Annotated in this window: 20 protein-coding genes and 1 pseudogene; 1 reads left to right on the forward strand and 20 read right to left on the reverse strand. The window is 63.7% G+C overall.

Annotated features, from left to right (window positions below; genetic code table 11):
- Positions 1–270: 270 nt before the first annotated feature.
- From ACYVL5_RS20545 to ACYVL5_RS20575, 7 genes and pseudogenes are all read right to left on the reverse strand, one after another.
- Entirely contained in the window at positions 271–1,113 is an 843-nt protein-coding gene (locus ACYVL5_RS20545; RefSeq protein ID WP_460597441.1) for a pseudouridine synthase, read from the reverse strand.
- Positions 1,114–1,403: 290 nt separating this feature from the next.
- A complete protein-coding gene (locus ACYVL5_RS20550) occupies positions 1,404–2,363 on the reverse strand; it encodes an acetyl-CoA carboxylase carboxyltransferase subunit alpha (protein ID WP_460597442.1) in 960 nt (319 codons plus the stop codon).
- Positions 2,364–2,463: 100 nt separating this feature from the next.
- Positions 2,464–5,946 (reverse strand): DNA polymerase III subunit alpha, encoded by a 3,483-nt coding sequence (dnaE, locus tag ACYVL5_RS20555; protein ID WP_460597443.1) that lies wholly within the window; start codon positions 5,944–5,946, stop codon positions 2,464–2,466.
- A 344-nt stretch (positions 5,947–6,290) separates the two neighbouring features.
- Entirely contained in the window at positions 6,291–7,538 is a 1,248-nt protein-coding gene (gene hisS / locus ACYVL5_RS20560; RefSeq protein WP_460597444.1) for a histidine--tRNA ligase, read from the reverse strand.
- A gap of 150 nt (positions 7,539–7,688) precedes the next feature.
- The gene (locus ACYVL5_RS20565) at positions 7,689–9,080 is read right to left on the reverse strand and encodes a GGDEF domain-containing response regulator (protein WP_460597445.1); all 1,392 of its coding nucleotides are present in this window, start codon (positions 9,078–9,080) and stop codon (positions 7,689–7,691) included.
- Between the two features lie 80 nt (positions 9,081–9,160).
- Entirely contained in the window at positions 9,161–11,002 is a 1,842-nt protein-coding gene (locus tag ACYVL5_RS20570) for a ComEC/Rec2 family competence protein (protein ID WP_460597446.1), read from the reverse strand.
- A 79-nt stretch (positions 11,003–11,081) separates the two neighbouring features.
- A pseudogene (locus ACYVL5_RS20575) lies at positions 11,082–11,531 on the reverse strand (DUF4131 domain-containing protein); the annotation flags it as partial.
- A 239-nt stretch (positions 11,532–11,770) separates the two neighbouring features.
- Here ACYVL5_RS20575 and ACYVL5_RS20580 point away from each other — a divergent pair.
- Complete coding sequence (locus ACYVL5_RS20580; RefSeq protein WP_460597447.1) at positions 11,771–12,226, forward strand: hypothetical protein; 456 nt, start codon at positions 11,771–11,773, stop codon at positions 12,224–12,226.
- Positions 12,227–12,320: 94 nt separating this feature from the next.
- Here the strand turns inward: ACYVL5_RS20580 and ACYVL5_RS20585 are convergent, their stop codons facing one another.
- The 13 genes from ACYVL5_RS20585 to xseA all read right to left on the reverse strand — a co-directional run bounded on the left by ACYVL5_RS20585 (position 12,321) and on the right by xseA (position 25,928).
- Complete coding sequence (locus ACYVL5_RS20585; protein WP_460597448.1) at positions 12,321–12,629, reverse strand: hypothetical protein; 309 nt, start codon at positions 12,627–12,629, stop codon at positions 12,321–12,323.
- Positions 12,630–13,274: 645 nt separating this feature from the next.
- On the reverse strand, positions 13,275–13,589 hold the full coding sequence (locus tag ACYVL5_RS20590; RefSeq protein WP_460597449.1) for a ComEA family DNA-binding protein: 315 nt from the start codon (positions 13,587–13,589) through the stop codon (positions 13,275–13,277).
- 239 nt (positions 13,590–13,828) lie between these two features.
- Positions 13,829–15,412 carry a (R)-citramalate synthase gene (gene cimA, locus ACYVL5_RS20595; RefSeq protein ID WP_460597450.1) on the reverse strand — a complete coding sequence of 528 codons (1,584 nt, stop codon included), beginning with the start codon at positions 15,410–15,412 and terminating at the stop codon, positions 13,829–13,831.
- Between the two features lie 194 nt (positions 15,413–15,606).
- Entirely contained in the window at positions 15,607–16,821 is a 1,215-nt protein-coding gene (locus ACYVL5_RS20600; RefSeq protein ID WP_460597451.1) for an aspartate kinase, read from the reverse strand.
- Positions 16,822–17,116: 295 nt separating this feature from the next.
- Positions 17,117–17,581 carry a tRNA (adenosine(37)-N6)-threonylcarbamoyltransferase complex ATPase subunit type 1 TsaE gene (gene tsaE, locus ACYVL5_RS20605; protein WP_460597452.1) on the reverse strand — a complete coding sequence of 155 codons (465 nt, stop codon included), beginning with the start codon at positions 17,579–17,581 and terminating at the stop codon, positions 17,117–17,119.
- A 5-nt stretch (positions 17,582–17,586) separates the two neighbouring features.
- On the reverse strand, positions 17,587–18,036 hold the full coding sequence (locus ACYVL5_RS20610; RefSeq protein ID WP_460597453.1) for a CBS domain-containing protein: 450 nt from the start codon (positions 18,034–18,036) through the stop codon (positions 17,587–17,589).
- Positions 18,037–18,110: 74 nt separating this feature from the next.
- Entirely contained in the window at positions 18,111–19,655 is a 1,545-nt protein-coding gene (locus ACYVL5_RS20615) for a bifunctional ADP-dependent NAD(P)H-hydrate dehydratase/NAD(P)H-hydrate epimerase (RefSeq protein ID WP_460597454.1), read from the reverse strand.
- The gene (locus ACYVL5_RS20620) at positions 19,656–20,033 is read right to left on the reverse strand and encodes a holo-ACP synthase (protein WP_460597455.1); all 378 of its coding nucleotides are present in this window, start codon (positions 20,031–20,033) and stop codon (positions 19,656–19,658) included.
- Entirely contained in the window at positions 20,030–21,256 is a 1,227-nt protein-coding gene (locus ACYVL5_RS20625) for a peptidase MA family metallohydrolase (protein ID WP_460597456.1), read from the reverse strand. Before ACYVL5_RS20625 ends, ACYVL5_RS20620 begins: the two co-directional genes overlap by 4 nt.
- A 57-nt stretch (positions 21,257–21,313) precedes the next feature.
- The gene (gene dxs, locus ACYVL5_RS20630) at positions 21,314–23,185 is read right to left on the reverse strand and encodes a 1-deoxy-D-xylulose-5-phosphate synthase (protein ID WP_460597457.1); all 1,872 of its coding nucleotides are present in this window, start codon (positions 23,183–23,185) and stop codon (positions 21,314–21,316) included.
- Positions 23,185–24,069 carry a polyprenyl synthetase family protein gene (locus ACYVL5_RS20635; RefSeq protein WP_460597458.1) on the reverse strand — a complete coding sequence of 295 codons (885 nt, stop codon included), beginning with the start codon at positions 24,067–24,069 and terminating at the stop codon, positions 23,185–23,187. The genes dxs and ACYVL5_RS20635 overlap by 1 nt, the downstream gene beginning before the upstream one ends.
- 228 nt (positions 24,070–24,297) lie before the next feature.
- Positions 24,298–24,525, reverse strand: a complete 228-nt coding sequence (locus ACYVL5_RS20640) for an exodeoxyribonuclease VII small subunit (protein WP_460597459.1) — start codon at positions 24,523–24,525, stop codon at positions 24,298–24,300.
- Between the two features lie 50 nt (positions 24,526–24,575).
- The gene (gene xseA / locus ACYVL5_RS20645) at positions 24,576–25,928 is read right to left on the reverse strand and encodes an exodeoxyribonuclease VII large subunit (RefSeq protein ID WP_460597460.1); all 1,353 of its coding nucleotides are present in this window, start codon (positions 25,926–25,928) and stop codon (positions 24,576–24,578) included.
- Positions 25,929–25,954 lie beyond the last annotated feature (26 nt).

The raw sequence follows: 25,954 nt of genomic DNA on the forward strand, positions 1-25,954 counted from the left end.
GCCTGACTGGAACTGGAAACGATTCTTCACGGCAGCCTCCTCGGATGGAATGTGCCGTGATTATATGAACCACCTACGACGTAATATGTCGCGCTTGTCTTCCAGCGGAAGATTGGCGCTAATCAGGTAAAAAAAAGCCGCCCAAGGGGTGGCTTCTTTTTTGGCAAAAGGCTCGCGGAAGGCCCCCCTCTGCCGAAGCTTCTCCGCAGAGGTCCGGGGAAAAGGCCCCCCCTTGATAAAGGGGGACAGGGGGGATTTGCTCGAGGAAAGTCAGCTCCTGGACCTTCCCCCGGGCCGGCCTCCCCCACCCCCTCGCCCTCTCCCTCCGGGGGAGGGGGAAGCAGGTTGGCGTCTGGCAACGATGCCGGTCTTGCGGGGGGCGCGGCCGCTTCCTGCGTAAACCTTCCTTTTGAGGCGGGTCACTTCCTCGGGGGCGAGGAAACGGAAGTTCCCCGGCTTGAGGTCGCCGATCTCCAGGAAGTCGTAGCGCGATCTTTTCAGCCTCACCACGCTCAGTCCCACCGCCTCGCACATGCGGCGCACCTGGCGGTAGCGCCCCTCGTGGATGGTGATGGAGATCCAGCTGTTGTGCTCGCTCTCGCTGACCGGCGCCACCTTGGCGGGCGCGGTCATGCCATCCTCCAACTGCACCCCCTCCGAAAGCTTGCGGATCTGTTCCTCGGAAACCTTGCCGCTCACCCGCACGAGGTATCCCTTGTCCACCTCGTGGCTGGGATGCATGAGGGTGTTGGCGAGCTCGCCGTCGTTGGTCAAAAGGAGAAGGCCTTCGGTGTTGTAGTCGAGGCGGCCGATCGGATAGACCCGCTCCTTCACCCCCTTCAGCAGATCGGTCACGATGGGGCGGCCCTCCGGGTCCTTCATGGTGGTCATGTAGCCGACCGGCTTGTAGAGAAGGATGACGACCCGGTTTTCGGCAACGACGATCGCCTTGCCGTCGACGGTGATGACGTCGTTGTCCGGATCGGCCTTGGTACCGAGCTCGTTGACCACGGTGCCATTCACCTGCACCCGGCCGTCCAGGATGATCTTCTCGGCCTCGCGACGGGAAGCAACCCCAGCCTGCGACAGTATCTTCTGCAAACGTTCCTGCATCTCTATTGTTCTCCTAACCCCATCCTCACCCTGTCCCTCCCCTTGAAGGGGAGGGTACCTCAATTCCGGCCCTACATCTTTTCTGTCTGCCTTAACGCCCCCTCCCCTTCAAGGGAGGGGACCTCTATTCCAGCTCCCACCATCTTCTGCCCTCTGTCTTAACGCCCCTCCCCTTCAAGGGGAGGGGCGGGGTGAGGATGGGGGAAAGTCATAGGAAGTATGGCCGAAAGACAAAAAGGCGGCTCCATGTCTGGAGGCGCCTTCCTGTTCTCTATCAGAGGGCTTTGCGATTATTCGGCAAAGCGCGACATCTTCCTGAACTTCTGGTAGCGCTGCTCGATGAGCTCCTCGGCCGGAATCTTCTTCAGCTCGGCCAGGTTCCTGGAGAGCGCCTCGTGGAGACTCTTTGCCATCCCCTCGTGGTCGCGGTGCGCGCCGCCGGCCGGCTCGGGAACGATCTCGTCGATGACCTCGAGCTCCTTGATGTCCTTGGCGGTGAGCTTCAGGGCCTCGGCGGCCTGGGCCCCCTTGGTGCCGTCGGACCAGAGGATGGCGGCGCACCCTTCCGGGGAGATGACGGCGTAGACCGAGTGCTGCAGCATGAGGATGCGGTCGCCGACCGCGATGGCGAGCGCGCCGCCGGAGCCACCCTCGCCGGTGATGACGACGATGATGGGAACGGTGAGGCGGCTCATCTCGCGGAGGTTACGCGCGATGGCCTCGGCCTGGCCGCGCTCCTCGGCGCCGATGCCGGGGAAGGCGCCCGGGGTGTCGACGAAGGTGATGATCGGGAGCTTAAAGCGCTCGGCCATCTCCATGAGCCTCAGCGCCTTGCGGTACCCTTCCGGGTTCGGCATGCCGAAGTTGCGGAAGACCTTTTCCTTGGTGTCGCGCCCCTTCTGGTGGCCGATGATCATCACCGGCTGGTCGTCCAGACGGGCCAAGCCCCCCACGATGGCGTGGTCGTCGCCGAAGTTGCGGTCGCCGTGGAGTTCGACGAACTCGGTGAAGATGAGGTTGACGTAGTCGAGGGTAAAGGGACGGTTGATATGACGGGCAACCTGCGCCGTCTGCCAGCGGGAGAGATTGGAGAACATCTCCTCGCGCATCTGCTCGGCCTTCTTCTCGAGCTTCTCTACTTCACCCTTGAGGTCCACCCCGTCGGTGGAGAAAGCGAGCAGTTCCTGGATCTTCTTCTCCAGCTCGGCCAGCGGCTTCTCGAAGTCCAGATAGCTTTGTTGCAGTGCCATATATCATCATCTCCTTGTCTTTAGATTCTTCCCCACCAGCCAGTAAAACAGATAAAACCGCAGCTCACTTCAGGAAATGAGTGCGGTGGGGAGTCCGTGCCTATTCAAATGAGACGGCATTATAGCCGAAGAGGTTGCCTACTTCCACTGTTAATTCTTCACTGGCCGCCACTTTGTACATGTCGGAGAGCTTGACGGTGACCCGCGAGCCATTCTCCAGGTTCATGTGCAGAAAGCTTCGACAGCCCCCGCGGTACTTTGAGAGTATGCCCTTGAGGGTATTGAGCTTGCCGGCATCGGCCTCCTGGGCGTCGATAGTGAAATTCACCCGTCGGGTCTCCCGCTCGATCAGATCCTTCAAGAGAACGATGTCGGTGGCCATCACCTTGGCCCCCTTTTCCCCGTGCTCGACGGTGCCGGTCACGTGGATCGGGTCGTCGTTTTTCAGGTACTCGGAGCAGCGGGCGTAGACGTCGGAGAAGACCACCACCTCGAGGGAACCCATCAGGTCCTCCAGGGTGATGAACCCCATCCGGTCCCCCTTCTTGGTGATGATCTCCTTGCAGGAGGTGGAGACCCCGCAAAGCTTCACCTCGCTCTTGTCCTTGGCCTCGGCGATGGAGGAGGTGTCGACGGTGGAGAAGCGGCGCATGTCGGAGACCCAGCGGTCCAGCGGATGGCCCGAGATGAAGAAGCCGATGGCCTCCTTCTCGCACCCCAGGCGATACTTCTCGTCCCACTCGGGGATGTCCGGGTACTTCTTGGAGCCGCCCCCCAGGCCGCGCACGATCTCGGCGACCCCGAACAGCGACACCTGGGCGCTCTCCTTTTCCTGCTGGATCTTCTGCCCGGCGGCCGCGGCGTCGTCGAGGGCCGCCACCATCTGGGCACGTTTGTAACCGGTGCAGTCGAAGGCGCCGCTTTTGATGAGCGCCTCGATCACCCTCTTGTTGCAGCGCCTGAGGTCGACCCGCTCGCAGAACTCGTAAAGGTCGGTGAACGGCTCGTCGCCGCGCGCCTCGAGGATCGCCTCGATGGCCCCCTCCCCCACGTTCTTCACGGCGCCCAGGCCGAAACGCATGGCATCGTCCAGCACCCGGAAGGATCTGAGCGACTCGTTGATATCCGGCGGCAGGACCTGGATCCCCATCTCGCGGCAGTCGCTGATGCTCTTGATTACCTTGTCGGTGTTGCTCATGTCCTCGGTGAGGAGGGCGGCCATGAACTCTACCGGGTAGTGGGCCTTCAGGTAGGCGGTCTGGTAGGCGACCAGCGCGTAGGCGGCGGAGTGCGACTTGTTGAAGCCGTACTCGGCGAACTTGGCCATCAGGTCGAAGATCGCCGCGCACTTCTTGGAATCGAGCCCGAGCTTCTCGGACCCCTCCATGAACTTCAGGCGCTCCTTCGCCATCTGCTCGGCGTCCTTCTTACCCATCGCGCGGCGCAGGAGGTCCGCGCCGCCCAGCGAGTAGCCGGCCAGCGAGCGGGCGATCTGCATGACCTGCTCCTGGTAGACGATGACGCCGTAGGTGTCCTTGAGGATCGGCTCGAGCTGCGGCAGGTCGTAGACGACCTCCCTTCTGCCGTGCTTGCACTCGATGAAGGCGTCCACCATGCCGCTTCCCAAAGGACCCGGACGGTAGAGGGCGCAGACGGCGATGATGTCCTCGAAGCAGGAGGGCTTCAGCTTGACCAGGAGCTCCTTCATGCCGGAGGACTCGAGCTGGAAGACGCCGGTGGTGTTGCCGGCCTGCAGAAGCTTGTAGGATTCCTCGTCGTCGTCGGTCAAAAGCGTGATGTCGAAGTTCGGGTCCTTGCCATTACGGATGTGCTTGCAGGCGTTATCGATGACGGTGAGGTTCTTAAGCCCGAGGAAGTCGAACTTCACCAGGCCGACCTTCTCCACGTACTTCATCGAGTACTGGGTGGTCAGCGAGCCGGTCTTCTGATCCTTGTAGACCGGGCAGAACTCCTCCATCTGCTTGGGCGCGACCACGAGGCCTGCGGCGTGGGTGGAGATGTGGCGGGCAAGCCCCTCCAGCCTGAGCGCGACGGTCATGACCTCGTTAACTTTGGGGTCTTCCGCCATCAGTTCCTTGAGCTTGGGCTCCTGCTCGATCGCCTTGTCGAGCGTGATGCCGAGCACCTCGGGGACCAGTTTGGCGATCTTGTCGACGTCGGCGAAGGTGCAGTCGAGCGCGCGCCCCACGTCGCGGATGACGCCGCGGGCGGCCATGGTACCGAAGGCGGCGATCTGGCAGACCTTGTCCCTGCCGTAGCGGTCGACCATGTACTGGATCACCTCTTCGCGGCGGTCCTGACAGAAGTCGACGTCGATATCAGGCATGGAGATACGTTCGGGGTTGAGGAATCGCTCGAACAGCAGGTTGTACGGCATCGGGTCGATGTCGGTGATCCTGATGCAGAAGGCGACCAGCGAACCGGCCGCCGACCCCCTGCCGGGGCCTACCGGGATGCCGTGGTCCTTCGCCCAGTTGATGAAGTCCGCCACGATCAGGAAGTAGCCCGGGAAGCCCATCTGGCGGATGCAGTCGAGCTCGATGCGCAGGCGTTCGTGATAGGCCTTTTCCTGCTCGGCGGTCAGGTTCGGGTACTTGATCTTGATCTTCTTGAGCCGCAGATCGAGCCCTTCGATCGCCTCGCGCTCCAGCTGCTGGTCGAGGGTCTCGCCCGGGGGGGGATCGTAGGCGGGGAAGTGGTAGGTCTTGAAGTCGAACTCGTAGTTGCAGCGCTCGGCGATCTTGACGGTATTGGCGAGCGCCTCCGGGCAGTAATGGAAATCCTTCGCCATCTCCTCCGGGCTCTTCAGGTAGAAGGCCTCGGTGGTGAAGCGCATCCGGGAGGGATCGCTCATGGTCTTGCCGGTCTGGATGCAGAGGAGGATCTCGTGCGCCTTGGCGTCCTCTTTGTTGAGGTAGTGGCAGTCGTTGGTGGCGACCAGCGGCAGCTCCATCTCGCGGGCGATCTCCATCACCCGCTGGTTGGCGATGGTCTGCTCGGGGAGGCCGTTCTCCTGGATCTCGAGGTAGTAGCTCCCCGGGAACATCTCCGAGTACCACCTGGCGGCGGCCCGTGCCTCGTCCATCTTGTTGCGGCCGGCCAGGTAGGCGACCTCGCCCTGGAGGCAGGCGGAGAGGCAGATGAGCCCTTCCCGGTGCTTCTCGAGGAGCTCCTTGTCGATGCGGGGGCGGCGGTAGAAGCCGTCCTTGTAGCCCGCGGAGGTGAGGTAGCAGAGGTTTTTGAAGCCCACCATGTTCTCGCACAGGAGTATGAGGTGGTAGCTCGTGACCGGGTCGGCTGCGGTGGGGGCCTTCTTCTCGAGGCGGGAGCCGGGGGCGATGTAGACCTCGCACCCGAGGATCGGCCTGATCCCCTTGTCCTTGGCCTTGAGGTAGAACTCGAGGGAACCGAACATGTTGCCGTGGTCGGTGACCGCCACCGCCGGCATGTGGTATTCCTTGACCTTCTTGACCAGGTCGCCGATGCGGATGGCGCCGTCCAGGAGGGAATACTGGGAGTGGAGATGGAGATGTACGAAGTTGGCCGATTCTGCCGAATCCATAACAAACGGTCCTGAAAGTATACGGTGGCGGGAGAGCTGATTAAGCCTGCTCTCGACACGACAAAGGGAGCCTTGCGATCGGCTCCCGTGAGTGATTTACGGTAGGAAATGTAGGGGCAGATATTGCCAGATTCGGGGATCTCTGTCAATGCAACAACGAGGGTAAGCCTACGACTGAGAGAGATTTTCCTATTTAGAAACAGTGATAAAGAGAGGAGATCTCACCCTCGCCCCTTTAGGGGAGAGGGGCGGGGGTGAGGGAGGTTTTAAAGTCTACCCTCGCCCGGCCTTCGGCCACCCTCACGGCGAGGTTCTACTCTGCCATCCCGGAGGGGAGGGGCTCGTTACCCCTTGATCGCCTTGGCGATGAGCGCGGCGTCGAGGGCGATCTCTTCCTGGGTGCCGCCGTCCATGTCCTTAAGGGGGGCGGCGCTCTTGTTGAGCTCGTCCTCGCCGATGATGAGCGTGAAGCGGGAGTTGAACTTGTCGGCCCGCCGCATCTGGCTCTTCAGGCTCTTCCCTTCGTAGTCGATCTCGACGGCGATGCCGTTTCGCTGCAGGGCGGCCATCAGCCGGAAGGCCTCGGTGTGGGCCTTATCCCCGATGGCGGCGATGAAGAGATCGGGGCGCTTGGCGAACTCCTTCTCCGCCAGCAAAAGCGCCACCCGCTCCACCCCCATGGCGAAGCCGATCCCCGGGATCTGGGGGCCTCCCAGCTCGGAGATGAGGCCGTCGTAGCGGCCGCCGGCCGCCACCGCGCTCTGGGCACCCAGCATGGTGGTCACCATCTCGAAGGTGGTCCGGGTGTAGTAGTCGAGGCCGCGCACCATCCGCTCGTTGATGGCGTAGGGGGTCCCGACCAGGTCGAGATAGCTGCGGGTCTTGTCGAAGTGGGTCGAGCAGTCTTCGCAGAGGTACTGGAGCATGGAGGGGGCGCCCTTGGTGGCCTCCTGGCACCCCGGGGACTTGCAGTCGAGGGCCCGGAGGGGATTGGTCTCGTAGCGCCTTTTGCAGTCGTCGCACAGAAGCTCGATCCGCTCGTAGAGGAAGCTCTTCAGCGCCTCGCGGTAGTTCGGGCGGCAGCAGGGGCAACCGAGCGAGTTGATCTGCAGGGACGGCTCGGTGAGACCCAGCTCCTGGAAGAAGTGGGTCAGCATGGTCAGCACCTGGGCGTCCACCGTCGGGGAGGAGACACCGGTGATCTCGGCGCCGATCTGGTGGAACTGGCGGTAGCGCCCCTTCTGCGGACGCTCGTAGCGGAACATGGGGCCCATGTAGTACAGGCGGGCGACCGGGTCGAGGGCGTGCATCTTGTGCTCGATGAAGGCGCGCATCACCGACGCGGTCCCCTCCGGACGCATGGTGACCTTGTTCCCCCCCTTATCCTCGAAGGAGTACATCTCCTTCTCGACGATGTCGGTGGCGTCGCCGATGGAGCGGCTAAAGAGCTCGGTCTTCTCGAGGATCGGGATCCGGATCTCGGAAAGCCCGTACAGCTCGAAAACCCTCCTGGCCGTCGCCTCGATATGCTGCCACTTCTCAACCTCGCCCGGGAGGATGTCGTTGAACCCTTTCACGCCAGTAATTGCCACGTCCGGAAATCTCCTTGCCTATTAAAATTCGTGAAGCCGCGCGGCACTGCCGGCGGCCCGATTTGTTACCTTATTGGTTGTGGTGCTCAAACCGCCCTCACCCGCCCTTCGGGCACCCCCCCCTGAAGGGGCGAGGGGATTGAGCCCCGCTTACCCTGTCTGGGTGGCGATCTGCTGGGGCTGGGCGTGGAAGGCGAGGTTCTTGCCTCCCGCCTTGCCGCGGTACATCGCCTGGTCGGCCAACTCCAGGAGCTCCGCCTTGGTGGAGGCGTCCTTCGGAGAGCAGGCGTAGCCCAGGCTGACGGTCAGCTTGATGGAGAGGCCATCCGCACGGGCGAAGGTGTGCTCCTCGATGGAGTGCCGGATACGCTCGGCGACCACCGCCGCCCCCTCGAGACCGGTCTCCACCAGGACGATGGTGTATTCGTCCCCGCCGTAGCGGATGACGGCATCCACGTCACGCACGCTTTTCCTCAAAAGGCTCCCCACCTCTCTCAGCACGCGGCTTCCGATCAGGTGACCGTACATGTCGTTCACGGTCTTGAAGAAGTCGATGTCGATGAAGAGGAGCGAGAGACTGGAGTCGAACCGGTCGGCGCGCTTGAGTTCGCGATCGAGCACCACGTCGAGATACCGGTAGTTGTACAGGCCGGTCAACTCGTCGATGTAGAGGAGATCCTTGGCGAAGTTGTAGCGGGCGGCGTTGTCGAGCGCCAGCGAGGCCTGGTCGAGCAGGAAGGTGATGTGATTGGCGTTCAGGGTGCCGGGGAAGGTCGGCTGGCCGGGGTCGTTGAACAGGATGATGATTCCCTGCAGTGACCCCTTGTGCCTTATATACAGGCACATCGCCTCTCGCAGCTCGGCATCCCTGCATTCGGAGTCCGGCTGGAAATTCCTGAGAGTCGCGAAGTGGCTCTCGCCGTCGTCGATCAGGTCGCACTCGGTGATGGCGGCCTGCCCGAGCAGGGAGGCGGTGCCTTGATCGAGTCCCTTGATCTCCTGGAGGATGAGTTGCCCCGACTCGGTGAAGTAACCAAGACCGCGGGAGACGCCGACCTCCTTGGAGAGGGCGTCCACCAGCAGCGGGTAGATCCGCTCCAGTTCCAGGCAGTTGGCGATGGTCTGGCTGACCTGGAACAGGTTCACCAGTCCCCGCAGTTCCTCGTTCTCGTCCAAAAGCCTCCGCTGCCTCATGCAGTGGGCGACGATATGCCTGAACTCGTCGTGGTTGATCGGCTTGACGAGATAGTCGGTGGCCCCGTTCTTGAGGGCGTAGATGGCCGTCTCCACGTTGGCGTGGCCGGTGACCATGATGACACTGACAGAGGGATCGTGACGCTTGACTGCGGAAAGGATATCGAGACCGCTCACGTCGCTCATCACCAGGTCGGTCACTACCAGGTGGTAGACGCGTTTGGCAATGAGATCGAGTGCCTCCTCACCGGAGGAAGCGGTCTCTACATGGTACCCCTCCTCCTTCAGAAGATCTGTGTAGACCTCCCGGAAGAAGCTGTCGTCTTCGACTATTAAAACCCTTTCCATGAAACCGGTCTCCCAGGGGGGGCACTCAGAGGGATGGACGAATTCCAGCATAAACTAGCAGATAGCCATGAACGCGTCAATTAAAATGGCCTCCAGGGTAGCGAGACCGAGAGGACACCATCGCGGTCGCAGGTGACTTTGACGGTGCCGTCGAGGTCGGTCCGGTGGACGGGAATGTGCCTCTCCCGGAGCCGTTGCAGGGTGGAAGGTGCCGGCAGACGGAACGGGTTGTCGAAGCCGGCGGAGATCACCGCCAGCTTGGGAGAGACCTGGCCGAGAAAGGGATCCGAGGAGGAATAGCGGCTCCCGTGGTGGCCTACCTTGAGGATGCTGCCAGAGGCGAGCCCCCCCCTCTCCAGCAGTCCCCCCTCCCCTTCGGCGCCCAGGTCGCCGGTGAAGAGCACCGCCCCCCTGCCGAGCGCAAGCCGCAGTACCAACGACTCCTCGTTGGCGTCGCCGGAGGTGGGGTGCCACCCAAGCGGTGGCCAGAGAGGCTCCACCCGCGCCCCCCCGGCCGCAAACGGCGCCACCTCCGCGCCGAGAAGCCGCACCGGTATACCCTTGGCCGAGGCGACCCAGTTGAGCTCGCGACAGTCCGGGGATACATAGGACGCCGGACTCTCCCAGAGCTCTCCCACCTCGTACTGCTTGGCGAGATAGAGCACCCCCTGCAGGTGGTCCGGGTGCGGGTGCGACAGGACCAGGTAGTCGATCCTCCCCACCCCCAGGCGCCAGAGGGCCGGGAGGAGCAGCCTTTCACCCGCCCACTCCCCGCCGTCGGCACGCCCCCCGCCGTCGACCAGCATCCACTTGCCGCCGGGAAGCCGGATCAACGAGGAATCCCCCTGGCCGACCGAGAGAAAGTAAAGGGTGAGGCGACCGTCGGGAGGCTCGATGGCCGCCACCGGCCGCAGCACCAGGAAAGCGGCCAGCGCCGTCACCGTGATCCCCTTGGCCGCCCGGGAGCGGAGCAAGGTGAGGGCCGCAAGGACCAGCACCGAGAGGAGAAAATCGAGTGCGGTGGGTGCGTAACCGGTGGCGACGGGAAGCCGGGAAAGGGGGAGGACGGCCCGGTCGCAGATGCCGACCAGCCAGGCGGCGGCCTCGAGGAGCCAGCTGGCGGGGGTCTCCGCGAACCAGCTCAAGGGGAGGGAAAGAAACCCGAGGACCACCGCGCCGTACCCCATGAGCGGCACCACGACGAGGTTGGCCAAAAGGCCGGTGGCCGACACCCGGTGAAAGTAATAGGCGACCGGCACCAGGGTGGCGAGGATGGCCGCCGCGGACGCCGCCATCAGCAGGAGCGGCCAGCGGAGCATACGCGGAAAGCGCTCGAAGGACGGGGCAAACGGGGAGAGGACGACGAGCCCCCAGATGGCGAGGAAGGAGAGCTGGAAGGAGAGATCGAAAAGCGTCTCCGGCTTGGTGAAGAGCATGGCGGCCGCGGCCAGCATGAGGGAATTGACCGGGTCCGCCTCGCGCCTGACCTGGAGGGCGGCGGCGAAGGCGGCGATCATCAGCACGCTTCGCACGGTGGCGGGAGCCGCCCCCGAAAGAAAGAGGTAGAAGACCACCACCGGCAAGGCGGCCACCATCAGCGTCCGCCTGAGGTTCACACGAAGGGCCAGCCATTCGCTCTGCCGCGCCCCCCAGAGAAGGGACTGGAAGACGCAGAGGAAGATGATCCCGACGTGGAACCCCGAGATGGAGAGGATGTGGTTTATCCCGCTGCGGCTGTAGGCCTCGTTCAGCTCCGGCGGCACCTCCCCCTGGTCCCCGAGCAGAAGGGCCTTCAGCACCTTCCCCTCCGTCCCCGGACAGCTGCGGGAGACGAAGGCGGAGAGGGAGGAGGCGATCCGGTCCACCGCGTGGCGCCACCCCTCGCCCCCCCTGACGAGGACGATATCCCCGGGCTCCTTCACCCAGGCGGTGGCAAAGATGCCCCGGCAGGCCGTAGGGCCTCGGCTTCCTGACCCGTGCGGAGAAGAGCACCTCGTCCCCGGTGGCGAACTCCCCCCGGCCGCTGCCGACCTGGACCAGGAGTCGCCCGGGAAGGGAGCGGAAGGCGCCTCCGGTGACCCTTTTCACCGCCACCACCAGGGAAAAGCCGTCCGGCCGGGAGCGGGGCCGCTCGTCGACCACCCCCTGGATGGTGACCGGCAGATCCCGACCGCTCACCGTAAAGATTTCCGGGGGCGATAAAAAAGGCTCAAGTGAAAGGGCCCCCCAGACGAAGAACAAGGTGGCCGACGAGAGGTAAAAAGGGAAACATCCGGCGGTGAAACAGCTAGTTAAGGCGAGCCCGAGCAGCAGGGCGAGTGCCCACCAGGGTGCAGTAAATCCGGCGAGATGGGCGGCACAGAGGCCGGCGATCAGGGAGGCGAGGGGAATCAGCAGGGGTCTCTGGTGCATGGCGTGGGGCCCCGGAAGGAGGTCGCCTTCGGTGTTCATTCTTCACCATAGCGACAACCACCGCAAAAACAGATACTTACGAAGCGACGGCCAGGAGTTGTGCAGCTTTAGCACAGCTGGCCACGATGGGCGGGCAGGCTGGCGAATCCGGAAACGGCGAAAAAAGGTAATGATTCAGAAAGTTTGTAAAGCGAGACGCATCCCTCGTCAAGTTGGTACGACCGTTGAAAGCTGGAGGCTAAAAGGCCAAAAGCTGAACCAAAAAGGAGGGTGGCGTCATGGCATCGAGAGTTATCTCTACTGAGAAATCAGGCGGTTACGACTACCGGATCATGGAGGTGCGGCTCAGGAAAAAGGGGGCCCCGCCGGATGCCAAGGAAGACCTGCGGCTGCTGATGGTGGACAGCCATTGGGAAACCCTGCGCTTCGTCCAGGACAACATGGAAGAGGTGGTAGGGAACATCGTCAAGCTGAAAAGGACCGAACCGGTGACTACCAAGGGGATCAACGAGAGCGCGGCGCTCTTCCAGAGCAAGCTCGAGCCCCTGATCACCACCCTGGCGGCCTCCAGAGGGGAAGGGGTGATGGACAAGCTCTCCCTCTCCCTCAAGAAGGCGCTCCTTTTGATGGTCATGGAACGCTACCACAGCGACCGCGAGCAGGCCTGCAAGGTACTGGGGATCTCGCGGGAGAAACTCGAGAAGGAACTGGTTCTCTGCGGGGTCTCGCGCTGATCTTCCACGCCGGGGAGGTATCCCTCCTGGCCTCCCCGGCGCACTGCCCCCGGTTCTAACCGCCCGTTCCCACCCTCGACCAGGCCGACCGGCCTCAGCGCTCTTCTCCGGAAGGGGACGGAGACGCCAAGGCGCCGTCAGCGGCATCGTCGCTTCTCTCCTCGCCCTTCACGGGGGTTTCTTCCCCGTTCCCCGAACGCTCCTCCGACTGAACGCCCCCCTCGCCGCCGTAACCATGCAAGAGCTGGGCACTGCGCGTGTCGCCCCCCCGGGTGCGGAGGGTCTGCTCCATGGTGGAGACGGTGTCCTGGACCGTGTTCAGGCTCTCCAACGGATCATCGGCGAAACATTTCCCGGCCATCAGGACCATCACCAGTACCAGTACCAGCGTCTGCGCATGCATGTGCCACCCCCGACAAAATTGTGGTGAAATATTATCACCCGCTAATGCCACATTCAACCACTTTGTAAGTTTTTTTTAACGCCTATGACAGTTCGGAAGAAGAGGTAACTGGATGAGGTTGGAGCCGGCAATGTCTCAGGGGCCGGACTGGATGTGCTCCCCCCGCCCTGCTCGGCGAGGAGGTGGATGAACTGGAACGCTTCAAGCGCTAGAGACAGACAGGAGACGGGGATTGTTTCTCTTCTGACAGTGCGGTTTACTCCGCGGTCACCGCTGAGAGTGAAAATTGAAAGGGCCGCAGATCGCGGCCCTTTCCAAATCAGTTTTATGTGGAGGTTGGATCAGCCAAGGAGGCTGTTAAAGTTTCTGGCCCGATTAGCCAAGATGGTCGGATCAAGCACCTCACCGCAGCAGGTGCATTTCCAGGCGTCGAATGACCTGACGAAATCGTAGTATTTTTCCGCGAACATTCTCCCCCTGCATTTAGGACACTTCATAAGGCTACCTCCCATGACAACTTAATAAGATCAGCAAGCGAGGATACTATTACACCTTGCGTGCCAAAAATCAGTTGCCGGTGAGGGATGCCGCCCCCATCACAACGACCCCGCGGAAATACAGGGCTTTCGGTTGGCAGTTAATGCATTAAAAGTATCCTCTAATTATATTAATCTTTCCAACACCCACCCCGGGCACCCTCCGCACCCCATCCAGGGAACCGAAAGCGCCATTTTTATGACGGTCATCGACGATACGGGCGGCCAGCGCCGGACCGATCCCCGGAAGGAGGTCCCAATCAGCAGCATCCAATGAGTCGGGATTGAGCGGGATCCCAATTAACATTTTTTCCTTAGTATGCATTTTTTCGACGATAATTTCCGCAGATCCATCCGTCCTCCTTCTTAAAACCACCACATCTCCTGACCTAAGCCTGGTACTTCCTCCCGACCCGGTCAGCACCGCAGGAGCTCCACCCCCGACCGTCAATTTAATGGCGCCCCTCCCGGTAATGCCGTCAGGGAAGCGGTAGATACCGGGGCGCGGCAGGGCTCCGGAGAGCCTCACCACCACCGTTGCCGGCGACGGACGCACAAAGGCCGCGTCTCCACCGTTGGTGGTAGTGACGCGGCCCTTGAGGTACGACATTAGACTGACGAGGAAGGCGAGCGACCAGAGAGCGATTCGCTGGCCGGCCGGGATCACTTCTTCGGTGCTCCCTCCTCTTCCTTGTGCAGCTTGTACTCGATGGAGTCGATGAGGGCCTGGTAGGAGGCCTCGATCACGTTCGAGGAGACCCCGACCGTGCCCCAGCGTCCTTCCTTGTCCCCGGACTCGATGAGCACCCGGATGGAAGAGGCGGTTCCCTGCCCGGCGGGAAGCACCCGGACCTTGTAGTCGTGGAGCCTCACGTCCTTGAGTTTGGGGTAGAACTTCTCGAGCGCCTTTCTGAGCGCGTTGTCGAGGGCGTTGACCGGGCCGGTCCCCTCGGCGGCGGTGTGCTCGATCTTCCCTCCCACCTTGAGCTTGATGGTTGCCTCGGAGATGGTGGCCTCGTCCTCGTGGCGCTTTTCGTCGATGACCCTGAAGCCGATCAGCGAGAAGAACTTGCGGTGGGTACCGAGCGCCCGTTTCATGAGGAGCTCGAAGGAGGCCTCAGCCCCCTCGAACTGGTAGCCGCGGTTCTCCATCGACTTGATCTCTTCCAGGATCTCGAGGGTGACCGGGTCCTTGGAGTCGAGGTTGATGTTGAACTCGGTGGCCTTGGCGAGGATGTTGGCCCGGCCGGAGAGGTCGGAGACCAGTACGCGGGTGGCGTTCCCCACCAGCTCGGGGCGCATGTGCTCGTAGGTCTCGGGGTGGCGCTGGATGGCGGAGACGTGGACGCCACCCTTGTGGGCGAAGGCCGAGTTGCCGACGTAGGCCTGGTGCTTGTCGGGAGCGAGGTTGGCGAGCTCGTAGACGAAGCGGGAGAGGTCCCTGAGCTGCTTCAACTGCTCGGAGGAGACGCAGTCGATCCCCATCTTCACCTTGAGGGCCGGGATGATGGAGCAGAGGTTGGCGTTGCCGCAGCGCTCGCCGAAGCCGTTGATGGTCCCCTGCACCTGGACGATCCCCTGCTGGACGGCGATGATGCTGTTGGCGACCGCGCACTCGCCGTCGTTGTGGGTGTGGATCCCGAGCGGGGTCTTCACCTGGCTCTTCACCTTGGCGACGATCTCGGCGATCTCGTACGGCATGGAGCCGCCGTTGGTGTCGCACAGGATGATGCAATCGGCGCCCGCCTGTTCGGCCGCCTGCAGGGTCTTGATGGCGTACTCGGGGTTGGCCTTGTAGCCGTCGAAGAAGTGCTCGGCGTCGTAGAAGACCTCCGGCATGCGGGCCTTGAGATATTCGAGCGAGTCGAAGATCAGCTCCAGGTTCTCCTCGAGCGGGATCCTGAGCGCCTCGCGGACCTGGAAGTCCCAGCTCTTGCCGAAGATGGTGACCGCGTCGGCCTCGGACTGCACCAGGGTGCGGATGTTCTGGTCCTTGTCCGGGGTGATCTTGGCCCGGCGGGTGGAGCCGAAGGCGGCGATCTTCGCCTGGTTGAGCTTCTCTTTCTTGATGTCCTTGAAGAAGGAGACGTCCTTGGGATTGCTCCCCGGCCACCCCCCCTCGATGTAGTGGATGCCGCTCTCGTCCAGCCGGTGGGCGATGCGGATCTTGTCTTCCACCAGGAAGGAGATGTCCTCCGCCTGGGTGCCGTCCCTCAATGTGGTGTCGTAAAGTTTTACCAGGCTCATAACCACCTCTTAAAACCGGTTCTACGTTCTACGTTCTACGTTCTACGTTAAAGGCGCGATGGACTTTTTGAGGCAGAACTTTGGAAGGCAGACGCTGACCTTTTCTGGATAAGAAAAAAGTTCCAAGCCCTATGTTCTACGCCTGCGTGGTTAACGTAGAACGTAGAACATAGAACGTAGAACTTGTTTTCGATTTACTTCGACAGTCCGAAGGCGTCGTGCAGCACGCGGACGGCGAGCTCGGTGTACTTGGAGTCGACCACGACGGAGATCTTGATCTCGGAGGTGGAGATCATCTGGATGTTGATCCCTTCGGCGGCCAGGGCGGTGAACATCTTGGTGGCGACGCCGGCGTGGCTCCTCATCCCGAGCCCCACGATGGAGACCTTGGTCACGTTCTCGTCGGAGAGGACTTCCTTGGCGTCGACCGCCTCGGCGGTCTCCTTGGTGATGGCGAGGGCCTTCTTGAAGTCGGCCTGGGGAACGGTGAAGGTGAAGTCGGTGAGCCCGTTCTCGGAGACGTTCTGGACGATCATGTCCACCGAGATGTTGGCGTCGGAGAGCGGGGATAGGATCTTGGCAGCGATACCCGGCCGGTCGGGTACCTGCATGACGGCTATTTTCACTTCATCCTTGGCATACGCGATACCGGAGACGAGCACTGCTTCCATTTCTTTATCCTCCTTGGTGACCATGGTCCCGAGATTTTCATTGAAGCTGGAGCGGACGTGGACGTCCACGTTGTACTTCATGGCGAACTCCACCGAACGGATCTGGAGCACCTTGGCGCCCAGGCTGGCCAGTTCCAGCATTTCCTCGTAGGAGATGCGCTCGATCTTCTTGGCGTCCTTGCAGATGTTCGGGTCGGTGGTGTAGACGCCGTCGACGTCGGTGAAGATCTCGCAGACGTCGGCCTTGAGGGCGGCCGCCATGGCCACCGCCGAGGTGTCGGAACCGCCGCGGCCGAGGGTGGTGATGGAGCCGGAGGCGTCCACCCCCTGGAAGCCGGCCACGATGATGATGGTCCCTTCCTTGATGTCGGCGCGGACCTTGTTGTCCGGGATTTCCTCGATGCGGGCCTTGGAGTAGGAGCTATCGGTCATGATGGGGATCTGGAAGCCCAGGTAGGACTTCGCCTTGTACCCCATCGATTTCAGGCACATGGCCAAAAGGGCGATGGAAACCTGCTCGCCGGCTGCCACCAGCACGTCGTATTCGCGGGCGTCCGGGAACTCGGCTATCTCGTTGGCGAGCGCCACCAGCTTGTTGGTCTCTCCGGACATGGCGGAAACCACGACCACCATGTCGTTGCCGGCGTCGTAGGTCTTGGCGACTCTCTTCGCAACGTTGCGTATCCGCTCGATGGAACCCATGGAGGTGCCACCGTATTTTTGGACTACCAATGCCATGTCAGTCCTCCTTGTACTCGACTAATAAATCCACCCGGATGAAGCCGGACGGGTAGTTTGGGATCACTTTTAATAACACAATCGTCTTGGGGATCAAAACATTTTTTTAACCAGCCAAGGCCGCTTGCGGCCGCCAGCGGGCGCCCCCGGCGGAGGCTTACGTCACCGGTGTTTGGCGGCCGAAAGGGCAAACTGTCGACGGTTCAGCCGCTTCGGCGGGCGTGGCGTATACGGAAGCGCCGGTACGCGGTTATAAAACACCCGGGACCGGGTCAAGCCGGAAGAGGGACCGGGCTCAGGAGGGGAAAAGCCCGGCCACGAGCGCCGCCCCTCTCCCGCCTTCGGCGGCGAAGGCGATCCTCCGGGCGTCGCCCCCCGCGTGAGAGAGGGAAACGGTGAGGGTCCCTTCCGGCAGCTCCCCCTCCAGCCTCTCCGCCCACTCGACCAGGCACGCCCCGTCGCCGTCGAAGTACTCCTCGAAGCCCAGCGAGTCGATGTCCTCGGGCCCGGCGAGGCGGTAGAGGTCGAAGTGATAGAGAGGGATCCTCCCCTGGTAGATGTTGAGGATCGTGTAGGTCGGGCTGGTCACCGGGGTGCCGGGATCGACGGCAAGACCGGCCGCCACCCCCTTGGCGAACTGCGTCTTCCCGGCCCCCAATTCGCCCACCAGGGCCACGAAGTCTCCCGGCTCCAGAAGGCGCCCCAGCCGCTCGCCCAGCTCGACCGTCTCCCTCTCGCTCGAGGTTTCCACCGTCACCACGCCCCCTACCCGATCATGGTCCGGATGAGGTCGATGCGGGAGACGATGCCGACCAGCTTGCCCGCATCCACCACCGGGACCGAGTGGACCTTGCGGGTGGTGAGGATGTCGGCGACCTCGCTGAGCGGGGTGTCGGGGCGGACGGTGGCCACCTCCCGGGTGCAGATCTCGCCCGCGGTCTGGGCGGTCATCTTCTGCAGCTCCTTCTCGAAGCGCTTCTCGCTCTCGAGGTAGATGACCCAGTCGAAGATGGAAACCACGGTCGGGATGTGGAGGTTCTTGTCCTGCTCGACCAGGTCGCTCTCCGACACGATGCCGATAAGGGTGCCGTCGTCGGCCACCACCGGTGCGGCGCTGATGTGCTTGTCGGCGAAGAGCTTCGCCAGGTCCCGGACGGTGGTGTCGGGGCGGACGGTGATGAGGTCCTTGGTCATGATTTCTTGCGCAGTCAACATGGGGGGCTCCTTTGTCGGACGTGCTGGTGGACGTCGCGGATGTCGTCCGGACATCGCGGACGTAGGTAACGGGGTTAACTTTGCCCCACGGTGAGGCTTCTGAGCGCCTCGGGGAGCGCCTTCTGGACGTCGGTGGCAGCCAGGCCGCAGCTGCCGCGCCGGGCGGCCACCAGGTCGGCGGCGTGGCCGTGGAGGAAGACTCCGAGGCAGCAGGCGTCGAAGAGCGGGTATCCCTGCCCCACCAGGGAAGCCACCACCCCGGTGAGGACGTCGCCCATGCCGCCCGATGCCATCCCGGGGTTGCCGCTGCCGTTGATGGCGACCCGGCCGTCGGGGGCGGCGATGACGGTGCGGGCGCCCTTCAGGATCAGGTGCACGCGGTGCGTTGTGGCGAAAGCGCGGGCGCACCCGAGGCGGTCGCTCTCGATCTCGGCGACGCCCGCACCGGTGAGCCGGGACATCTCGCCGGGATGCGGGGTGAGGACGGTCTCCCCCGGACGGCTGGCAAGAAGCCCCGGGTTGGCGGCCACCGCGTTGAGGCCGTCGGCGTCGATCACGAGCGGCAGCCCGAGAGAGGCGACCAGCGAATGTACCAGGTAAACGGTGGAAGGGTCGGTACCGATCCCCGGCCCGAGGGCGACCACATCCTTTCCTTTCGCCCAGCGCAGGATCTCTCCCAAAAGCCCCGCGGTCAGGTGGGTGGCGTCCCCCCTGCCGAGCGGTACGGTCATCGCCTCCGTGCTCTTCACCTCCAGGATCGCGTTCAGCCCGGCCGGCACCGCCAGGGTCACGAGCCCCGAGCCGGTACGCACCGCGCTGTTGGCGGACATGGCGGCGGCGCCGGTCTTCCCGCTGGAGCCCGCCACCACCAGGCAGTGGCCGTTACTCCCCTTGTGGCTGGTGATAGGCCGGGGGCGCACGATAGAGGCGGCGGCAGCGGCGTTAATGAAATTATACCCCTCCGCCTCGTTAATCACCTGCTCGGGCATGCCGATCTCCCGGACCAGGAGCCTTCCGCCGCATTGCGCGCCGGGGTAGAGGACGTTGCCGAGCTTGGCGAGGGCAAAGGAGACGGTGAGTTCCGCCCGCACCGCCCGCCCGAGGATCCTCCCGTTACCGGCGTCGACCCCGGAGGGGATATCGACCGCCACCACCGGGACGCCGCAGTCGTTGATGGCGTCGATGGCCTCCCCGTAGATCCCGGTCACCTCGCTCTTAATCCCGGTCCCGAGCAGGGCGTCGACGACGACATCGGCCCGCGAGAAAAGGTCGCGGTGTGCCCCTACCCCCTCGGGGGCGAAGACGACCCGCCCCATCTCCAGGCGGTTGAGGTTGGCGGCGGCGTCGCCGGTTATCGATTGGGCGGCGGCCAGAAGGAGCACCGGGGCGGTCCACCCCCGCCCGGACAGAAGGCGGGAGATCACGAAGCCGTCGCCGCCGTTGTTCCCTTTCCCCGCCACGATGAGGACGGTCTTCCCAGCGCCCGGGCCGTAGGCCTCGTCGATGGCGTCGGCGCATCCCTTCCCGGCGTTCTCCATCAGCGTCACCCCGGGGATCCCGAACTCGCCGATCGCCCGCCTGTCCATCTGCTGCATGACCTGACCGCTCACCACTTTCATCTAGCGCTCCAGAATCACCATGGCGACCGCGCAGCCGGCGTCGTGGGAAAGGGAAAGGTGGCAGCCGGTGAGCCCGGCCTGGTTGAACATCTCCAGCGCACGCCCGGTGAGCCGCAACTCCGGCTTGCCGAGCGGATCGTTGGCCACCTCCATGTCCTGCCAGGAGAGGCCATCCCTGAGGCCGGTCCCGAGGGCCTTCATGAAGGACTCCTTGGCCGCGAAACGAAGCGCGTAATGCTGGGCGCTCAGCTTCTTTCCCGAGCAGTAGTCGATCTCCCCCCGGGTGAAGATCCTCTGGAAGATGGCGTCGTTTCCCTGCTCCTGGAAACGCTGGAACCTTCCTATCTCGACGATGTCGACGCCGGTCCCGTAGATCATTTGAGCGAATCCCTCCATTCCCGCATCACCCCGGTCAGATCCATGGAATAGCTGGCAAGCGCCTTGGCCACGGCGTCGTCGATGGAATTCCGCTCCCGGAGGTGCTTGAGGATCTCCTGCACCGCGTACCAGCCGTAGCGCGAGACCAGGAAGTTGGCGACCGAGTAGCTTTCCTGGTAGGCGAGGCCGGCCTCGTTGCCGTTCATGGAGGTGAACGAGCCGGAGAGAAAGGAGAGCGGGATGACCTTGTCCTCCCTGGCGGCCCGGGAAAGCTCCACGGTGGGGTGGCCGAACTCCCGGCGCCCCTCGATCTCGGCGAGCCCCTCGTTGAGCCAGGTCGGGATGTTGTTGCGGGTGATCTCGGCGATCACCACGTGGGTGAACTCGTGGAAGATCACCGCCCGCATCTGCTTGGTGAGCGTGGTGGCGTTCCCCACCGGGAGCCGGATCTTGCCGTCGTAGAGCCCACCCGACCAGTCGGGGCCGGCGGTGACGCTGCGGTAGTCGCTTTTGGTGTAGAGAAGGACCGGGACGCGGGTGGTGGGGAAGTAGTTGAGGTCGGCACAGACCGTGTTGTAGGCGCTCTCCAGCGCGTCGAGCACCTCGGAGGAGAGGCCGGGGGGAAGCTCGGCGTCGAAGCTCAAGTCGAACATGGAGCTGTACCCCTTGTCCATCTTGTTCTCGACCGGCAACTCCCGCTCCGCCTTGTCGATCAGGGCCTGGATGGATTGATTGTCCGGCTCCTTCTCCTTGGCGCGGCGCCAAAGCGAAAGGGCGCCGGGGAGGTCGCCGGTGTCGTAGCTGATCCGGCCGAGGTAGATGAGGGCGGGGGCGACGTCGCCCGCCTCCTGGAACTCGGCGCGGGCGGCGTCGTACTCCTTGCCGAGGTAGAGCGCGATGCCGCGCATGAAGCCGAAGTCGCCGCGCTCAGGGAAGAGCTCCTTTGCCTGGGAGAAGGAATCGGCGGCCTCGGTGTAGCGGTTCTGCTTCAGCTGGAGCTGGCCGGCGGCGGAGAGGGCGCCGGCCAGTTGGGCCATGAGCCGCAGGTCGTAGGGGAAGAGGGAGAAGCCTTTCTTGAGCACCTCAACCGCCTGATCGGGGTCGCCCCCCTGCAAAAGGGTCTGCCCCTGGGTGCTGTAGGGGAGCGGGTCGCCGGCCAGGGCGGTGCCGGTCAGGCAAGCCAAAAGAAGCAACAGACATGCGGTTGAACGTGCAGTGGTCATCTGTTCGCCTTTCGGTCGAAATTTAAGACGCCGGGCCCACAGGCCCGACAGGTCCGGCTACCCCCGCGCCTCGCGGATGCTCTTCACGATGCCGGGGACGTCGAGGCCGTAGGCGGCCTTCAGCTCGCTCTGCTCGCCCTGCTCGACGAAGCTGTCCGGGTAGCCGAGACGGACCACCCGCACGCCGGTCACCTCTTCCTCTTCGAGAAGCTCCAGCACGGCGGTGCCGAAGCCACCCTGACGGGCGTTGTCCTCGATGGTGAAGATGGTGCCGGTACCGGCGAGCTTCAGGATCATCTCCCGGTCCAGGGGCTTCACGAAGCGGGCGTTCATCACGGCGAGCTCCACCCCCTCGCGGGCCAGCTCGGCCGCCGCGTCGACGGCAGCCTGCACCATGGTCCCGACGGCGATGATGGCGCCGTCCTTCCCTTTGCGGACCAGCTCCCCCTTCCCGATCTCGAGGGTCTTGAGGATCTGGTCCATGGGGACGCCGAAACCGTTGCCGCGCGGGTAGCGGACGGCGGAGGGGCCGTCCAGGGTGAGCGCGGTGTGGAGCATGTGCTGCAGCTCGTTCTCGTCCTTGGGGGCCATCATGGTCAGCCCCGGGACCTCGCGCAGGTAGCTCAGGTCGAAGACGCCGTGGTGGGTCGGCCCGTCGCTCCCCACCACCCCGGCGCGGTCGATGGCGAAGACGACCGGGAGGTCCTGCAGGCAGACGTCGTGGCAAAGCTGATCGAAGCCCCGCTGCAGGAAGGAGGAGTAGAGCGCCACCACGGGGCGGTATCCCTGGGCGGCCAGGCCGGCCGCGAAGGTGACCGCGTGCTGCTCGGCGATGCCGACGTCGAAGAAGCGGTCCGGGAACTCCCTGGCGAAGGGGGTGAGGCCGGTTCCGTCCGGCATGGCGGCGGTGATGGCCACGATCTTGTCGTTGTCGCGGGCGAGCTTTCTCACGGTGTCGCCGAAGACGCCGGTATAGGAGGCGGCGCCCCCCTTCCCCTTGTGCACCTTGCCGGTGGCCCGGTCGAAGGGGCCTACCCCGTGGAACAGGGAGGGATTGGCCTCGGCGGGCCCGTACCCCTTCCCTTTCTTGGTGATCACGTGGATGAGCACCGCGTCGTCGAAACGCTTGACGTTCTCCAGGGTATCCAGAAGGAGCGGGATGTTGTGGCCGTCGATGGGGCCTATGTACTCGAAGCCGAAGGCCTCGAAGAGCATCCCCGGGGTGAAGAGACCCTTGAGCGACTCCTCGGCCCGCTTGGCGACCTTCAGTGCCGAGCGGCCGAACATCGGGACCGACTCCAGGAAGGACTCGAGCTCCTTCTTGGCCTTGTGGACGAACTCGTTGGTGATGGTGCGGGAGAGGAGCTCGGAGACGGCGCCGACGTTGGGGGCGATCGACATCTCGTTGTCGTTCAGGATCACCACCAGGTCCTTGTTGAGCATCCCGGCGTGGTTCAACCCCTCGAAGGCGATGCCGCCGGTCATGGAGCCGTCCCCGATCACCGCGAGCACCTTGTTCCGCTGCCCCTTCAGGTCGCGGCCGACCGAGAAGCCGAGCGAGGCGGAGATGGAGGTGGAGGAGTGGCCGACGTCGAAGCAGTCGTGCACGGACTCGACCCGCTTGGGAAAGCCGCTGATCCCCCCCAGGGTCCGCAGCGTCCCGAAGGAGTCGTTGCGGCCGGTGAGGAGCTTGTGGGCGTAGGCCTGGTGACCGACGTCCCAGACGATCTTGTCCAGCGGCGAATCGAAGACCCGGTGCAGCGCGATGGTGAGCTCGACCACGCCGAGGCTCGGGGCCAGGTGGCCGCCGTTCACGGAGCAGGTCTCGATGATCCTTTCCCTAAGCTCCCCGGCCAGCTTTTCGAGCTCCCGCACGGAGAGCCCCTTAAGCTGCCGGGGATCGGTGATGTTTTCCAGCAGGGACGACATCAGGATTTCCTCTTCACGATATAGGATGCGATGGCCCGAAGCGGCTCGGCGCGCTCGTCGAAGGAGGCGAGGGAGTCGAGCGCGATCTCGACCAGCTCGTTGGCGCGGGTCTTGGAGGCCTCGAGCCCCATGAGCGCCGGGTAGGTCGCCTTGCCGCGGGCCTCGTCGCTTCCGGCGTCCTTGCCGAGCTCTTCGGTGGTCCCTTCCACGTCCAGGATGTCGTCGGCGATCTGGAAGGCGAGACCGATCGCCTCGCCGTAGCGGGTGAGGGCCTTAAGCTGCTCGGTATCGGCCCCGCCCAGGATGGCGCCGGAGCGGACCGAGGCGCGGATGAGGGCGCCGGTCTTGTGGGTGTGGATGTAGGAAAGGGTGGCGAGATCGATCTCCTTTTTCCCCTCGCTCTCCATGTCGACCACCTGGCCGCCGACCATCCCGTGGGAGCCTGCCGCGCAGGCGATCTCCTGGATGACCTTCAGGCGGGCAGCCGGGTCCCCCGCCCCCTCGCGGGACAAAAGGACGAAGGCCTCGGTCAGGAGGGCGTCGCCGGCCAGGATGGCGATCGCTTCGCCGTAGACCTTGTGGTTGGTCGGGTTGCCGCGGCGGAAATCGTCGTCGTCCATGGCGGGGAGGTCGTCGTGGATGAGGGAGTAGGTGTGGATCATCTCCATCGAGCAGGCGGCCGGCATGGCGGCCTCGATGGTCCCCCCCACCGCCTCGCAGGCGGCCATCATCAGCACCGGACGGACCCTTTTGCCGCCGGCGAAGACCGAGTAGCGCATGGAGCCGTGCACGGAGGCGGGGAGCTCGTCAGCGGGGGTGAGGAAGCCTTCCAGGGCCTGGTCGACCAGCTCGCATCTCTTCTTGAGGTAATCCTTGAGATCCATATGGTTACTCGCTTTCGATAGTATGATTTTTTACAGTTACACTCGCACAAAAGATAACGTAGGTCGCGTTTAGGAACGAAACGCGACATCATCGGTCCAGCCAAAGGTGGTGTCGCGCTTCACGGTGAATCTGTTCAACGCGACCTACGACCTGCCCTCACCCGCCCTGCGGGCACCCTCTCCCCTAAAGGGGCGAGGGGATCACACGGCAAAGGATTGAGGGGCCGCTTACTCTTCCTCTTCAAACGGTTTTTTGGTGAAGCTGCCGTCGCGCTGCTTGATGAGGAGCTCCACCCGGCGCTCGGCCTCGTCGAGTTTCTTCGAGCAGAAGGCGGAATGCTTCACCCCCTCCTCGAAGGCCTTCAGGGAATCCTCGAGAGATAGCTCGCCACCCTCGAGTTTTTTCACCACTTCCTCGAGCTTTTTGAGCGAGGTTTCGAACTTTTCAACCGCCATTTTGTACCTCGAATGAAAGGGAGTAGATTACACCGGTTTCACCGCTTGCGTCAAGGTTTGACTGGCGGCAGCGGCTCCTCCACGCGGCAGACGGCGCCGCCCGAGGAAAAGGTCACCTCCAGCCGGTCTCCCGCCTGCAGCTGGGCGCTCTCCCGCACGAGGGTGCGCCCGGGGAGCTTTCTCGCGATGCTGTAGCCGCGCGAGAGGGTGGCCAGGGGGGAGAACGCGTTGAGGGTGCCGGCGGCCAGCCGCAGCCGCTCCCCCGCCCCGCCGAGCCTTCGCGACATCGCCTGGTCGAGCCGGTAGGAAAGGGTCTCCAGCCGCTCGGCGTTTCGCTTCAGGGTGAGCTCGGGGCTTTGCTGGGAGAGCCTCCCGGTGAGGGTGACGATCCTTTCGCCCTGGCGCTCGAGGAGCACCCCGACCTCCCGCACCAGGCGCGCCTCCAGGGCATCGACCCGCTGGGCCAGGTGGCCGAGCACGCGGGAGGGGTCGGTCACCGAGCGGGAAAGGAGGGTGAGGTCGGAGCGGAGCCGGTCGAGCCGGCGCAGCTGGGCGGTGTGCAGGCGGTGGCTCAAGGCCTCCAGCTCGGCGGAGAGCTCCTTCTTGCTCCGGACCACCAGCTCGGCGGCGGCCGACGGGGTGGCGGCCCTGAGATCGGCCACGAAGTCGGCGATGGTGAAGTCGATCTCGTGGCCTACGGCGGAGATCACCGGGATGGCGGAGCGGAAGATGGCGCGGGCCACAGTCTCCTCGTTGAAGGACCAGAGGTCTTCCAGCGAGCCACCGCCGCGGCCGACGATCATCACGTCGAGGTTACCGTAGCGGTTGAAGTCGTCGATGGCGGCGGCGATCTCGGCGGCGGAGCCCTCCCCCTGCACCCGGACCGGGTTGATCAACAGCTCGACGTTGGCGAAGCGGCGGGAAAGAACGGTGAGGATGTCGCGGATGGCGGCGCCGGTCGGCGAGGTGACCACGCCGATACGCTGGGGAAGCTTGGGGATCGGCTTTTTGTGGAGCTCCGAGAAGAGCCCCTCCTTGGCGAGCTTTTCCTTGAGCTGGATGAAGGCCATCTGGAGCCCGCCGATCCCCTGCGGTTCGAGGTGCTCGGCCACCAGCTGGTACTCCCCGCGCGGCTCGAAGAGGGTGATCCGCCCCCGCGCCAGGACGCGCATCCCGTCTCTCGGGGTGAACTTCAAGGTGCGGGCGGCCGAGCGGAACATCACCGTGCGGATCTGGGCACCGGCATCCTTCATGGTGAAGTAGCAGTGCCCGGACTGCGGAGAGGCGAAGTTGGAGATCTCCCCCTCGACCCAGACCTGGTCGAAGTTTTCCTCCAGCACTCCGCGTATGAGAGCGGTCAGAGCGCTGACGGTTAAGACGCGGCGCTCTTTGAATAGTTCCATTATTCACCTTGCACGACTGTTTCGAC

This window comes from Geomonas sp. Red276, assembly GCF_054784495.1.